The following is a 14292-nucleotide window of genomic DNA, read 5'->3' as shown; positions in this document are numbered from 1 at the left end:
TCCTTTAAATGTTTAGGAGTTATTTAATCGAGCTTAACCCATTGTTTTATTTCAAGCGCGGTCATAATAAGCTCAACCGAAAACGCGGCTAAAATCATCCCCATCACACGCGTTAAAATAGACGCGCCGCTAGTACCAATAAGCTTAATTATTTTACCCGAAAGCAGCAATAGTATTAAAGTAATACCCAACACACCAATTGTAACAAGCGCTGTGCCTATTTGAGTCGTAATTGGGTGTATATGGTTGTCGGTAAGTAGTATCACCGCCAAAATAGCGCCAGGGGTCGCAGTTGCTGGTATAGCTAGCGGAAACACGGCTATATCGTGATCGGGGTCTTGTTTAGCTTTGTTAGAATCGTTTCCAAATATCATTTGCAGGCCAAACAAAAACAATATAATTCCGCCTCCTAACTGAAACGACACCAACCTAATTCCCATCGCATTAAGTATTAGCTGCCCTATTAAAATAGAACCCAATAGTACGCAACCAGCGTAAAGCACCGTTTTAAAGGCTGTTTTACGACGTTGCTGATCTGTTAAATGAGAAGTAAGCGCAGCAAACAGCGCCATAGTGCCTATTGGGTCAATGGTAGCCCAAATAACAAGCGCATCTTGAGATAGTTTTTCTAGCATATAAAATCCTTGTTAAGCGTAAATATTTAATAAAACACGGGTAACAAATTCATTTGCTTACGCTTAACTATAATAGAAAGCCGTTATTTTTTGTATTTTATTTACACTTGGAGGCGTTGACCTTTCAGGATTGAAAAAAGATAAACACTTATAATTGCCGTCATTCGTTAAAGTGATTTATGCCAAATAGAATTTTCTCTTAAGCTAAAACCTAACTTAATAAGTAAATTATGTGAACGTGCATTGTGTGCACTCACCTCAGCCGATAAATGTTTAAGCGGAATATCCTTAAGTAGCGCTTCAATAAAACCAGTGACTACTTCAAACATTACGCCTTTATCCCAAAAGTCGGGGTGCAGCTCAAATCCTATAAACGCACTACTTTTACACGGTGTTAAATTATAAAGCCCACAAGTACCCATTAACTTTCCAGATGTATTATGTTCAATTGCAACTCTAATCACTTCGCCTTCGTAGTAGGCACTAATATCATCTTGTATTAATTGTTTGATTTGTGTTTTGCTGAGCGGTGTTTCGTAGTCGTTAAATTCTGACACATGCGGGTGGTTTAAAATATTAAATAAACACGCAGCGTGTTTGTGGGTAATTAAACGCAGCGTAACGCGTTCAAGCTTTGTGGTATTAAACATTTTATTTAAGTGGTTAGTTAAATTAGCTCTTTATGGGCAGGCATTATTAACTTACCATACCCCATTAACAAGCATTATCTTTAAAGCAAAAAGAGTAGATAACGTAATGAGTGACGATTTTAAAGTAATACAACCCACTACCACAGTATATTGCCCAAAGCGCGGCGAAGGCTGGACCTTAACAGGCATTACTAATATTAACGAGTTTACCTCAGTAATGTTTGACGGCACACGCTATACACTTCCAGCACGCGAAATAGTAGAAGAACTTCTTCCTAACCAATTAGCGCGTGAGCAAAATAGCTAACCAAACACATACACAATAAAAAGGCTGCAATTTTGCAGCCTAATATCTAATTAACTAGTTAAAATGCTTCGTCTTCACTGTAAACATTAACGTTTAACTCGTCCTCATCTTCAAATACTACAAACGAAATAGGCTTACAGCATACTTGGCAGTCTTCTATGTATTGCTCATCAATATCTGCTGCATCAAGTAATACTTCTATACTTTCTCCACAATAAGGGCAGCTTATTGATTTTTCAGTTAACTGGTTCATTTATCACCTGCTAATTTATATCTCGAATGTTGTCACTTTAATGAACAAGCCAGCATAATTCAACACCCTATTAAATAACGCTTATTTGGCTAAACTAATTAAACAATGCTGCTAACTAAAAAGTGATCTAAATACCAGCTTTACGTTTATAAAACATCATAGGCACATTAGTTTGCACCATATATAAGTTAGCCAGCTAAAACTATGCCTCTACAATGAAATAGTATTAGCACTTAGCGGGTCTAACTTCATAAGTATTTAAACTCACACTTCAGGTGGATAATTTTATGAAAAAATCACTCGCACTCGCATTAACATCTGCCGCAATATTGTTTAGCACATTAACTCATGCAGCTAAAACCGAAAAAGCCGTTTTAGCTGGAGGTTGTTTTTGGTGTATGGAAAGTGACTTTGAAAAGCTAGAAGGCGTAACCGATGTAATATCGGGCTTTACAGGCGGCAAACTTAAAAACCCGACATACAATGGTAATCATAAAGGCCATTACGAGGCCGTAGAAATCACTTACGATCCAGCCATAGTAAGCTATAAAGGTATACTTGATCATTACTGGGTTAATATTGATCCTTTTGATGCCATAGGCCAATTTTGCGATAAAGGCCCTAGTTACCTAAGCGCTATATTTGTACAAAACGACGAACAACGTAAATTAGCTGAAAAAACAAAAGCAGCTGTTGTAGCCGAGTTTCCTAATCAAACTGTGGTTACACCTATACTAAACGCAAGTACCTTTTACCCTATTAAAGGGAGGGAAAGCTTTCACCAAGATTATTACAAAAACAACCCAATCCGATACAACACTTATCGTTGGCGTTGTGGTCGCGACAGCCGCCTAGAAGATATTTGGGGCGACAGAGCAACCCACTAGTATTTATTAAGCAACTTAAATTACACCAACAAGAGGCTGCATATTGTGCAGCCTTTTGCTTATCTACAAAGCTAGCTTTCTCTGCTTCAAAAAGTATACAAACCTTCATTATCAATAAATAGTATATTCTGTTTCCTAAAGCTGGCTGTTTATCTACTAAATCAAATGCAATAAATTGCACTCCTAGATTGATATAAACCAAATTCAACAACTGGAGTTACACAAAATGTTTGCCAATCAATTACAGCTAGCGCGTGCTCTAGAGTTACCTACACGCCAAGCCATGCTTTACCGTGAACCAGCAGTACAACACTTTTGGAATAGCAACACCGACCTAATTACAAACGCGTGGAGCGAATGGGAAACAACATCAATAGATGGCTCAATGTTTACGCTTGACGACACACTACTTGATAAAAACCTACGTGAAGCAGTAAAGCAAGCATGGGAAGATCCATCAAAAGAGCTGGCCGTAAAAGCGTTATTACACGAAGTTGCGCCTGATGTATTTCAATTTCAATTCTTTGATCCAGAGCGCCTTGCCGTATTACGCGGGTATTTAGAACAAGTATGGAATTCGAAAATTCCTATGCGCCCACCATATGGCATAGTGTTAAATCGCCGTGGTGCCATGCTTGATAGCCGATCAGAAGGTTATTTAGCAGCGCCAAGCTTTCAAGCGTTTTATAACGAAATACTAAACACTTACATGCGCCCTATTTCGCGTATGCTGTTCCCGGAGGTTACGGGGTTTGATACACAAACATTTGGTTTTTCTATTTATTATGAGCCAAACACAGATTCGTCAATTCGCCCACATACCGATGCATCGGCCGTAACGCTTAATATTAACTTAAACTTACCAGGCGAAGAGTTTACAGGGTCAGAAGTTGACTTTTATCACCCCTACACAGGCGACATTAAATCACTTACGTTTAAGCCCGGCACTGCCATGTTACACCGTGGCAATATTGCACACGCAGCAAAGCCTATTACCAGTGGTGAGCGAACTAATTTTGTTTTGTGGTTGTATGGAGAACGCGGGCGATTACCAGCACAAGGTGCACCACGCATTCCTATTGATGCTAAACAGCGCTGGATTAACCCTAAAAAGACGAACGACGGCTATGCACCATTTTAATCGAGTTATTAACTAAGTTTTTAACTAAGCAAAAAGGCTGCTTAATTTAAGCAGCCTTTTCGTTAGTATCGTTTTAGTTTACGTTTAAAACTTATACGTTGCAGATAGTCTTACACTTCTGGGTGTGCCCGGTTGAACCCATGCATCAGCAAATGAATTAGTGTAATAGGTTTCATCAAACAGATTATCTACCTCTGCACGCAAGCCAATTGCCTTAGTTACATCAATATCTATAAACGTGCGCGCTGTTGTATAGCTTGGTAACTCAAAATCGGTACCAAAAAAGCCGTTTCGAGAGTCTACATAGACTAAACCTGCGCCAAATTTAATTGCTTTGCCATATAACTCGGCTGATTTAACAAGCTGTAAACTAAGTTGATGTTTAGGAATATTTAATAAAGAACTACCCGCTTCAACGGTATAGCCAAAGTTAGCATCAAAAAATGAGTTTTCAATAGTTGCATCAACATACGCATACGATAACCATAGGTTTACATCATTCGTTAGCTCACCGTTTATATCAATCTCTATGCCTTTGCTTTGTGCTTCCCCTATTGCAGCAAAAGTAAATGCAGTGGGATCGTCAACCACCAGCATGTTGTCTTGCTCTACTTTAAACATCGCGATAGTGCCAAATAAAGCGCCATCGTTTAAAGTAAATTTAACTCCCAACTCTGTTGAAGTAGATTGATTTGGTTCAAACCCATCGCCATTTATATCAGTGCCTGATAAAGGCCTAAAGTTTTCGCCATAAGCGGCATAAACAGATACAAACTCGCTCGCCTCATACACAACACCTAACTGAGGGCTAACACGTGACTCATTTTGTTTTGATTGTGTATCAGCTAAACGATTATTGAGTGTTTGCTGGTAGTCATCAAAACGTATACCAATACGTACATCAAGCTTATCGGTTAGGCTTATTTGGTCTTGTATAAATACACCTAACGACTCTTGCACTTCTAACTTATCGGTATTGGCCGTTGGCGTAGGTAACTCATACGCTCCATATACAGGATTAAAAACATTTATATACTGATCGCCACGTACACGAAGAACAAATTGATCATTTTCGAACTTATCAGAATCAACCCCAATTATTAAACGGTGATCCAACCCTGCAGCCTCTAAATTACCTGTCACCTCTGCTCTAAATACCTGATATTTTGCATTGTAATCACGGTAGCGCCTAAAGCGATTTACTTCGCCATCAATCACGCCATCAAAACCAGTTTCGGTAGCAAACCCTTCCAGCGAGGTATCACGGTAGTTAGCGCCCAGCAATACGCTCCAATTATCATTAAAGTCATGAATAAACTCTAATTGATGGCCAAGTACGTCAGCCTCTATTGGGCCATCACCTGGCTCACCTAAAAAGCGGCTCTGTGGTATTAAACCAAGTTCGCCATCTATGGCTAATACGCCTCTATCAAAAGGGACCTCTTGGTCGCTGTATTCAAGCTCATATATTAGCTGGCTATTATCATTAATATTCCATGTTATTGATGGGCTAAAGCCTTGTTTAGTTGTTTCTATCGTATCGCGAAAGCTTTTTGCGTCTTCATAAAAACCAACCAGTCTAATTGCTACGTCGTCGCTAAGGGGCGTGGTGTAATCTACATCAGCGCGGTAGGTGTCAAAGCTGCCTACGCTTAGCTTTAGCTCGCCGCTTGTATCAAACGTTGGGCGCTTAGTAACGAGATTTACTGTACCGCCAGGTTCACCACGGCCAAATAAAGCAGCACGTGGACCTTTTAACACCTCAACCGATTCAATACCCGACAAATCACGTGAGCCACCAAAACCACGCCCGGCATTAAACCCATTAACAAGGTAATTGCTTGGTAAGTTTTCATCGCCTACAAAGCCACGTAGCGCAAAGCTATTCCAAAGTCCGCCAAAGTTATTTTGACGCGCTACCGATGCCGATAAATCAAGCGCTTGATTTAAATTTATAGCACCTGCGTTTTCAAGCGCTTCTAAATCTATTTTTAATTCTGATTGCGGTGTTTCTAAAGGGCTAAAATTGCCTTGATAAGCTTGGCGCGAGCCAATCACTGCCAATCTTTCTATAGGGCTATTATTTACGCTGTCATCCTTTGAGGTTTGTTCAGCAGCCATAGCGTGGCTGCTAAACAAACTGACTAAGCATGCGCTTAAATAGCTGAGCTTTAGCCCATTTTTATTGGTATTCATTATAAACCTTGTTAATTAGTTGACTCATAAATTTTCTTTTAGCTTAACGCCTGTAACGTCAGGCTCATCCGTTTCATTAAGCATTGTTTTTTTAAAGCTAGGCATACTCTTAAGCGCAGCTTTAGGTGGGTTGCCTTTTATAAACAGCCAAGGGTAGTAAAACTCCCTCAAACTTTTATGAAATCCTCGCATACGGTATTCATATCTAAATGCAGCTAAAGCATCAGTGCTCGCCAATCGGGTAAAACTGCGTTGTAGCAAAAGTGGTGGTGAAAACCACGATACAATCCCCGCTAGTTGATACTTTGTGTGCGCTGCATCACGATAAGCATGTGAAAGTTCACCTGCTTTTTCGTCTCCAACTTGCTGAAATGCGTAATACCATTTCCATTCAAACTCGCTTTGCATATCAACATGATCTTTCCACTGTGGATTTGATGCTACAAAAGCATCCATTGTGGTTTTCTTTGGTAAGTCCCATGCATCGTTAACCGCCTCACGCTGAGTAAGCACAATGTCGCCGCCCTTTGGTGAGTGAACCATTTTGTTTATAACTAAATCGCCTAAAATAGGAATAATAAAGGCAACTGACACCCAAAAACCGATTAATGTTGAAGCAACACCCGGCGCACTGTTGGCATTTTTGCCCCACCACACACTAAGCAAAGTCCAAAACGCAATGTAAATTACACATATAAAAGTAACAAACCCCACATCAGCAAGGGCCGAATGACTAAGCAATGTACCTACATAAAATGGCAACATTAAACACACTATTACTGCTATTAACCTTACAGCTATACGTGCCCCCCATAATGCAAAGTAAGACCTAGCAGTAGTTACTAATAAATCATGCCTACCACTTGTTCGCTCATTAGCAAATAAATCATGAAATAGTAAAATAACTATCAGCGGTGCTAATGCACTAATTACAAATACAAAATCAATTTTACCTGCCTGCGCTAGCTCTGCGTTTTGTGAATCGCTTTCGTAAATTTGTCCCTCTAGGGCAAGTAAATTTAAGCGGTGTTTCCACGGATAAATATCGCGCTCGCCTAAAGCAGCAAACGCTAAATTTGAAGGTGCTGAATACGTTAAATGAAAGCTGTAATAGGCAAGCGAACCAGCATCACTGTATTTATTTTGTACGTTAGCTAATTCAGTTAAATCAGCCGTTTTTAAACGCTCAATAGAATGTTGTTGCTGGCTTACTTCACTAAGGCCGCTGAAAACTGCAAACCCCGATATAGCAAATGTACATGCTAGTAATATCACTAAATATTTTTGGCGAAGTAAAAAACGCCATTCACGAATTAGCTGTGAAAATACATAACTCATAACAAACGCTTCCCTACAAATTTAATACCGCCTAACAGCACTGCAATCCAAAGAAATAACTGTAAAAATGCAGGGATACTTCGCTGCGCTCTTACTTGTGCGGTATCTACATTAAAAGTAAAGTTTTGCAGTACTTGCCAATTTTGTGCACTTACACGAGCTTGCTTAGTCGCTTCGGTACTGGCATTGCGGTTCATATCGTCTTGGTAGCTAAGCTTTTCTACATGAACTTTGTTAAGCCCTTGCACAAAGTCAAAACGCAACTGTTCGGTTTCACGCAAAAAGCGGTGATGAGTTTCAATACTCGTCCCTACTACTATCATCGATAACGACCGAATAGCCACCATAGGTGAAACCCAGCCAAAATAACGAGATACCTTCGTTTGTTTAAGCTCAGCTTGCATACGTTGCTGGGCAAATTTGTTTAGTACGTTAGTCAATTTTGCTTCAGATTCGCTGGCTACTAATCCTCTAAAATTAACGGGTAGCTCATCTATACTTTTAACGTTGTACTTTTTAAGAAGTGATTGTTTAAATTGCATAAAGGCAGGATCGTTTGCGTTATGGCCGTCGCCTAATTTTCTAAGTTGTGCTTTTACAGCAAAGTCTGTTTCTATTTTACCGGCAGATGGCACAGCCGTTGAGGCACTGGTACTTGCTACGCGTGGCATAACAATACACAGTAAAATCCACACAAAGGCAAGTGCGGTAAAGCTACCACTGTTTTTACTAAACACGCTCGATGCCAGTAAAATCAGTAATACCCACACAGTTAAATATAAAGCGTAGCCAACAACAAAACTTACAACTGCCAGTAAGCTTTCGCCCGCAGCAACCGTAAATAAAGCCGATACCGTAAGCGGAGTTAAAATTAAGCCCACAACAGAAAGTAGCGCCAATCCTTTACCTGCAATTAGCGTTACACCCGATGTACCTTGCGATAACAAATACGAAAGCGTTTGCGATTCGCGCTCTCGGCTAATACCGCTGTAGCCAATTAATATTAATAATAACGGTGCGAGTGTTTGCACAATAAATGCAGGCGTTAAACTGCCTAATTTAGTTAATGCAGTCCCTTGGCGACTATCTGCAAACATTGCGCTGTTTTGTCTGTGCCCTTCTAAAAATATAGAGTTGCCTGTGTAGGCATCAATACCCGGGTCAAGCGTACTCAGTGGTGAAGGCGTTCTAAATGCATAATGCCCATAATGCACCATTCTGTGTGGATGGCGGTCGGGTTGATCAACAAAGCTCTTATCGCTTGTTGTTTGTAACTCATGACGAGCATGGCTTAGCTCCATCATGGTAATAGCCGTTACAATTACCGAAGCAAGCGTGAGCACCAAACCAATAGCAAGCACGGTCATTGCTAGTTTTGAGCGTAGCCAATAACGCCACTCATCTTTGGCAACAATCACCACCTTTGAAAAGTTATTTATACTCATTAAGCACCTCTTTTAGCGTGATGCCCAAACGCAGCGTGTACTTGCTCGGTATCAATACGCCCACTTTGGGGCGCATCAAACTCTCCCACCAGCTCACCGTTTTTAAGTAAACCAATTCGATTAGCGACTTGGCAGGCACCGAATACATCGTGGGTAACCATTAAAATGGTCGCACCATTTAATGCAAGCTCTCGTACAAGTTGATTAAATTCATCAATAGCAACAGGATCAAGACCAGAGGTTGGCTCATCAAGTAAAAAAATGGGTGCTTCACGCAGTATCGCAAGTGCAATTGCTGTTTTTTGCCTCATACCTTTTGAATAAGTTTGCATGTGGCGATCCCACGCATCGTGTTGCAGTGCAACACGATTAAAAGCCGCGTTAATTTGCTCATCTGATTTTTTAATATCAGCGAGTGATAAAAAATATTCAACATTTTCACGAGCAGTTAAATGCGGATATAACGTAGCCGACTCTGGCAAATACGCTGTTTTACCTCGCACAAAATCAAGCGCTTTACTCACCTCTTTACCCGCTACTTTTACAGAGCCTTCGGTTGGTTTATTAAACCCAAGTAACGTTTTTAACGTGGTTGATTTACCTGCACCATTACCACCAAGTAGCGCATAAACCTCACCTGCAGCCACACTAAAGCTTAAGTTTTTTAAAATAGCGTCATTTTTAATACTAAAATTTAAAGAACTCACTTCAATCATCGCATCACTCAGGTCGGCTTCTGCATTGCTAAGTTGTTTATCAAAAGTTTTAGGGGCAATTGTTGGTGTTTTATTAATCGCGGTAGGTGTTGTCACACTCAAACTCTATTTAGGGAAATTAGATGGCGTGAATGTTATACTATATCAAATAGTAATTGCAACAATATAACATCCCAACAGTTAACAAATAATATAATTATGGTTACTTAGTTAATAAATTATTACTTTAGGAGGTAAAATTAAAGCAACTTTAATTACCCCTTTTATATGGAATTTATGATGGTGTTATGTGTGCTTATTTACAATTTAACGTAAATTAAAAACCAAGCATAAAGAGTGTAATTTTTTTAGCTTTGCCATGCTAACGCCTTTGGTAAAATCTTATGTTGAGTAAGTTGGTAATTTTAAAAAATGTGCTATCTTTTTATTATCCATATCATAAAAATAAGCGCTAACATGTTGTTCCGAGGTACAATTGCCATAGCTATATTGGTAATTTCTGCTGCTAATAAAAGCGATGCAAATGAAATAGACGTGCAATTTAGTGGTTTTGCATCTTTAACACTCAGTTACACTGACGATTCAGATATCGCCTTTGCATCTAATTATTTAAACGAAAACGATACCGGTTTTTCAGTAACGCGTGATTCAATTTTAGGTGGGCAAGCTAATATATCGCTCTCAAAAAACTGGGACTCTGTGGTTCAAGTAGTAGTACAAGATCATAGCTTCAAAAGTCTTGATAACTTTTTAGAACTCGCTTTCGTTCGTTATCGCCCCTCACGCCATTGGGCTATTCGTGCTGGCAGGCTAAACAGCGACCTTTACTTACTCTCCGAATATCCTTATGTAGGATACGCCTATTTGTGGATCCGCCCTCCTCACGAATACTACTCTTTTGCAAACATTGCAGGAAATTACGACGGTGTGGATATTGAATACAGTAAAGCCATTGATGAAGGTTTTTTACGTTTAAAGCTCGCATATGGAAGCTCTACAGCAAAGTTAAAAGCCTATAATGATGACTTTTTTATTGATTTTGATAATTTAACCACCTTTAGTGCCACCTATTCTCTAGATGCATGGACCGCACGTTTCTCTTTATCTAAATCAGATTTTGGAGGCTATAAGTTAACCTCATTGGATGAGTTTTTAGCCTTACTAGACGCAGTACCACAAAGTATATGGCCACAAGCACAAACGATATCTAACAAATTTAATACCAAAGGCCACAGTATAGAATACGCGGCTTTTGGACTTACCTACGATCATAATAATTGGCTTATTCAATCTGAAGTAGGTATTTCGGAATCCGATTGGATAATAGCTCCATCAGTATTCAGCACTTATATTAGCGCTGGTTATAGGGTAAATAATGCAATATTTTACACGAGCTTTTCAGCAGCAAAAAATCGTCACGATGTTATACAAGTAAACGAACCTGTTTTTTCACCAGGCATACCCGATCAAATTTCAGAGCCAATACAACAGCTAGCACTTGCAACACAAGCTGCTATTAAAGTGCCTTATGTTCATCAGCATTCAATTAATATAGGTGTAAAGTGGCAACTATCGGAGCGCTTAGCGCTAAAAGCCCAACTAGACCGCTTTGATATAAAGCCCGTAGGCGCGGGGTTATGGAGCCTTAGTAATCCTGCCGATGTAGACAAAGGCCACAAAGTACATATGCTAAGTTTGAACGCTAGTATGGTGTTTTAACAATGATGAGCTATCGTAACTCACTCCTTTATGTGTTGCTGCCGCTTTGCCTGCTCCTTGTTAGTGTTAATGCAAAATCTACAGAGTTTGTAGTGGTGGTAAATAAAAGCAATACAATTAACGCCTTGTCTAAGCGCGAAGTTATTGATATTTACATGGGCCGTTATTTAACGTTTCCTGATGGTGAAACCTCTAAGCCACTTGATTTACCGGCGCAATCAACATTAAAAAATGATTTTTACCTGCAACTGGTCAATAAAAATGAGCAAAAAATTAATGCTTATTGGGCAAGGTTATTATTTTCAGGGCGCGCAAAGCCCCCATCACCGTCAACATCCGTTGAGGATGCGTTAAACAAAATAGCTGCATCACAATTTGCAATTGGCTATATTCCTCAATCGCAAGTTACAGACGCAGTAAAAGTGGTATACACATTTGATAAAAATTAGCCAAGCACTCTACGTACGCGTTGCTCTATCAATCTCAATTGTCGCTATTGTAGTTACGTTAGTATCGTCAACACTTTCTTATTACTCGGGTCTTAAAGAAAAGAAAAACACCAATTACCTACTCGTGCAGCAGTTAGCTCAAACAATGGGAAAAACAGCCGCCATAGCAGCCTACCTAAACGACCGTGAATTAAGCCAAGAAATTATTAATGGCTTATTAAGTAACGATTTAGTGCAAGGCGCAAGCTTAGAAGGAGAAGTAAACCCAAAAGGAGAAATGGATTTATTTATTGCAAGTGGCTCTACTAACAAGAAAAAAGAAGCTGTTTTAATTAAATTAGTTCACCCTTTTATAGAAGACACTTTTATAGGTGTACTGGCCATATACCCCGACGATAACTTTATTGAACAACAAGCACAGTCATCACTTATAAAAGAATTTATTTTAATGCTGATTCAATCAATCGTCATCGCTTTTTTTGTGTCACTAGTAGTACGCAAATGGCTCACTCAGCCTATTCAAAACCTAACAGACAGCTTTGCGACAATTGATCCTACCAATCCCGAAACCATGACCATGCTAGAGTTTAAGCAAGGTAAGCGAGACGAAATAAGCAGGCTAACGCAAGGTATAAACGCCTTAATGCATGAGTTAAAGCTAACCATTAGTAATGAGCAATCCCTTCGTAAAAAAACTCAAGAACTAGAAGCTAAATTTAGACTTATTTTTGAACAAGCCAGCGCCGGAATTTGTTTATTAGATGACAAAAATATTATCACCACCTTTAATCCCGCGTTTAAACATTACTTTACCGTACCCGGCGAAGAAGAGTTATCAACATTGCACTTTCCTGCTCTATTAAATAACGTTGATGAATTACAAAGCCTGCTTGCAGATATTCGTTGTGATAAAAACCCACCACAAGCAACCCTAGATATAGAGTGCAAAGTGGGCTATAAAACCATTTGGTTGCACTGCTTATTTGTAAGACTAACAGAGCAACGTGAAACAAAGCGAAGCGCTCATCAAGAACATTTCGTTGAAGTAATTTTACATGATGTAACTGAGCGCGCCGAACGCGAATTTCAAACCCGCTTTGAAGCCGATCACGACCCACTTACCGATTTACTTAATCGTCGAGCCGGCGAAAAGCGTCTTAAAAAAGCGCTGCGCGAGTGCATTAAACACAATCAGCACCTAGTACTAATGATGATTGATTTAGATAAGTTTAAACCCATTAACGACACCTACGGCCACGAAGCCGGTGATAAAGTACTTATTGAAATAGCACACCGATTTAAAAAGCACTTTAATCAAGAAACCGACATATGCATCCGCCTAGGCGGTGACGAGTTTATAGTTGCAAGGCAGGTTAATACCTACAACAAAGCAGCAACGCGTGAGCAATCAATCGCTATGCTAAAAGAGTTACAACAAGACATTTATATTTCACAAAATAAAACATGCGCCGTGGGTGCAAGCATTGGTATTGCAGTAGGCCCTAATGATGGTGATGAACTACTCGAATTAATGATCAATGGTGACAAAATGCTCTACCACGTAAAAGAAACAGGTCGAGGGCAAATTGCATTTTATGACGAGTTTAAAAAGTAAGATGGTTAATTGAGCTCTTTCAACGCAGTTAGCACTAAAAATGGCTACTAGAGAGTGATTTATAAGCAGAGCTAAGGTTATTTAAGCCCAATTTTTAAAGAACATTGAACAATAAACTTTTCAATTGTTAGAATGCCCTACTTTTTCCCATCAAGAGATACAATGGCAAACTTCAATACTCATCTTAATACTGCCGTAATCATCACAGGCTTAGCCTCAGCCACCTTATTATCTGCAGGACATATTGAATTAAAGGGCGCACTCTGGTTATGGTTTTTAGGCTCAATCGGCGGCTTATTACCAGATATAGATTCAGATAACTCAACATCACTCGATACTATTTTTAACTTATTCGCACTCAGCGCTGTATTACTGGTACTGCATTACATAACCACCGAGCTCATTATTGAAATTAGCTTTATCGAGTTAATCGTAGTGCCATTATTGGTTTACGGATTTATGAAATATATTATTAGACCAATTTTTGAATGGATCACAGTACATAGAGGTAGTTGCCACTCTTTACTATTTATACTGTTATGCGCGCTATTAACGACTCAAGTAACATGGAAACTGAATGACCAATCAACCACACAAGCAGCTGTCTTTGCCTGGTTAACGGGTGGGTTTATTTTATTAGGCGGATTAATTCATTTATTGCTGGATGAAATTTACAGTGTAGATTTAAGTAATGTCAGAATTAAACGCTCTTTTGGCACCGCTTTAAAAATAGCTGACTTTGATAATAAGTTAATTACGCTAGCTTCAATTATTGCCATTGCAGGTTTAATCTATGTTGCGCCCCCTACAGAACAAACTATCACAGCGTTAAGTGATTGGTCTCACTTTATATTTCTATCTTAACAAAGTAGGTTTTAAGCTCTTTTACAGCATTGCCCGACTACAATAAGTGGCTTTTACAAAGTCACTTATGTCCATTG

At 39.4% G+C, this 14292-nt stretch carries 14 protein-coding genes; 7 read left to right on the top strand and 7 right to left on the bottom strand.

The features are described 5' to 3' along the window. Positions 1-23 precede the first annotated feature (23 nt). Together CXF64_RS06960 and CXF64_RS06955 are read right to left on the bottom strand one after the other, a co-directional pair. The gene (locus CXF64_RS06960) at positions 24-635 is read right to left on the bottom strand and encodes a MarC family protein (RefSeq protein WP_101216666.1); all 612 of its coding nucleotides are present in this window, start codon (positions 633-635) and stop codon (positions 24-26) included. Between the two features lie 167 nt (positions 636-802). Beyond that, entirely contained in the window at positions 803-1285 is a 483-nt protein-coding gene (locus tag CXF64_RS06955) for a GNAT family N-acetyltransferase (RefSeq protein ID WP_101216665.1), read from the bottom strand. Positions 1286-1391: 106 nt separating this feature from the next. Between CXF64_RS06955 and CXF64_RS06950 the strand changes: the two genes are divergently transcribed. Next, positions 1392-1592, top strand: a complete 201-nt coding sequence (locus CXF64_RS06950; RefSeq protein WP_002962626.1) for a hypothetical protein — start codon at positions 1392-1394, stop codon at positions 1590-1592. 58 nt (positions 1593-1650) lie between these two features. Here the strand turns inward: CXF64_RS06950 and CXF64_RS06945 are convergent, their stop codons facing one another. After that, complete coding sequence (locus CXF64_RS06945) at positions 1651-1845, bottom strand: CPXCG motif-containing cysteine-rich protein (RefSeq protein WP_024593951.1); 195 nt, start codon at positions 1843-1845, stop codon at positions 1651-1653. A 287-nt stretch (positions 1846-2132) separates the two neighbouring features. On the opposite strand from CXF64_RS06945, the gene msrA reads away from it, so the two are divergent. Both msrA and CXF64_RS06935 read left to right on the top strand, forming a co-directional pair. Continuing rightward, on the top strand, positions 2133-2732 hold the full coding sequence (gene msrA / locus CXF64_RS06940; protein WP_101216664.1) for a peptide-methionine (S)-S-oxide reductase MsrA: 600 nt from the start codon (positions 2133-2135) through the stop codon (positions 2730-2732). Positions 2733-2958: 226 nt separating this feature from the next. Further along, positions 2959-3873: a 2OG-Fe(II) oxygenase family protein gene (locus CXF64_RS06935; protein ID WP_101216663.1), complete on the top strand. Its 915-nt coding sequence runs from the start codon at positions 2959-2961 to the stop codon at positions 3871-3873. Between the two features lie 84 nt (positions 3874-3957). Here CXF64_RS06935 and CXF64_RS06930 read toward each other — a convergent pair whose 3' ends face one another. The 4 genes from CXF64_RS06930 to CXF64_RS06915 are packed head-to-tail and all read right to left on the bottom strand — an operon-like array spanning position 3958 to position 9568. Continuing rightward, positions 3958-6069, bottom strand: coding sequence for a TonB-dependent siderophore receptor (locus tag CXF64_RS06930; protein ID WP_101216662.1), 2112 nt, complete (start codon positions 6067-6069; stop codon positions 3958-3960). A 24-nt stretch (positions 6070-6093) separates the two neighbouring features. After that, positions 6094-7407 (bottom strand): DUF3526 domain-containing protein, encoded by a 1314-nt coding sequence (locus CXF64_RS06925; RefSeq protein WP_101216661.1) that lies wholly within the window; start codon positions 7405-7407, stop codon positions 6094-6096. Beyond that, positions 7404-8852 (bottom strand): ABC transporter permease, encoded by a 1449-nt coding sequence (locus tag CXF64_RS06920; protein WP_101216660.1) that lies wholly within the window; start codon positions 8850-8852, stop codon positions 7404-7406. Before CXF64_RS06920 ends, CXF64_RS06925 begins: the two co-directional genes overlap by 4 nt. Further along, a complete protein-coding gene (locus CXF64_RS06915; RefSeq protein WP_101216682.1) occupies positions 8852-9568 on the bottom strand; it encodes an ABC transporter ATP-binding protein in 717 nt (238 codons plus the stop codon). Before CXF64_RS06915 ends, CXF64_RS06920 begins: the two co-directional genes overlap by 1 nt. Before the next feature lie 456 nt (positions 9569-10024). Between CXF64_RS06915 and CXF64_RS06910 the strand changes: the two genes are divergently transcribed. The 4 genes from CXF64_RS06910 to CXF64_RS06895 all read left to right on the top strand — a co-directional run bounded on the left by CXF64_RS06910 (position 10025) and on the right by CXF64_RS06895 (position 14215). Continuing rightward, on the top strand, positions 10025-11287 hold the full coding sequence (locus CXF64_RS06910) for a hypothetical protein (RefSeq protein WP_101216659.1): 1263 nt from the start codon (positions 10025-10027) through the stop codon (positions 11285-11287). 2 nt (positions 11288-11289) lie between these two features. Then, positions 11290-11736: a hypothetical protein gene (locus CXF64_RS06905; protein ID WP_101216658.1), complete on the top strand. Its 447-nt coding sequence runs from the start codon at positions 11290-11292 to the stop codon at positions 11734-11736. After that, the gene (locus CXF64_RS06900; RefSeq protein WP_101216657.1) at positions 11723-13351 is read left to right on the top strand and encodes a sensor domain-containing diguanylate cyclase; all 1629 of its coding nucleotides are present in this window, start codon (positions 11723-11725) and stop codon (positions 13349-13351) included. Before CXF64_RS06905 ends, CXF64_RS06900 begins: the two co-directional genes overlap by 14 nt. Positions 13352-13513: 162 nt before the next feature. Continuing rightward, complete coding sequence (locus CXF64_RS06895; protein WP_024593761.1) at positions 13514-14215, top strand: metal-dependent hydrolase; 702 nt, start codon at positions 13514-13516, stop codon at positions 14213-14215. Positions 14216-14292 lie beyond the last annotated feature (77 nt).

Origin of the sequence: Pseudoalteromonas sp. GutCa3 (assembly GCF_002836155.1) — a bacterium.
In the GTDB taxonomy this organism is placed as follows: Bacteria; Pseudomonadota; Gammaproteobacteria; order Enterobacterales; family Alteromonadaceae; genus Pseudoalteromonas; species Pseudoalteromonas arctica.
This window is presented reverse-complemented; position numbering and strand designations above follow the sequence as displayed.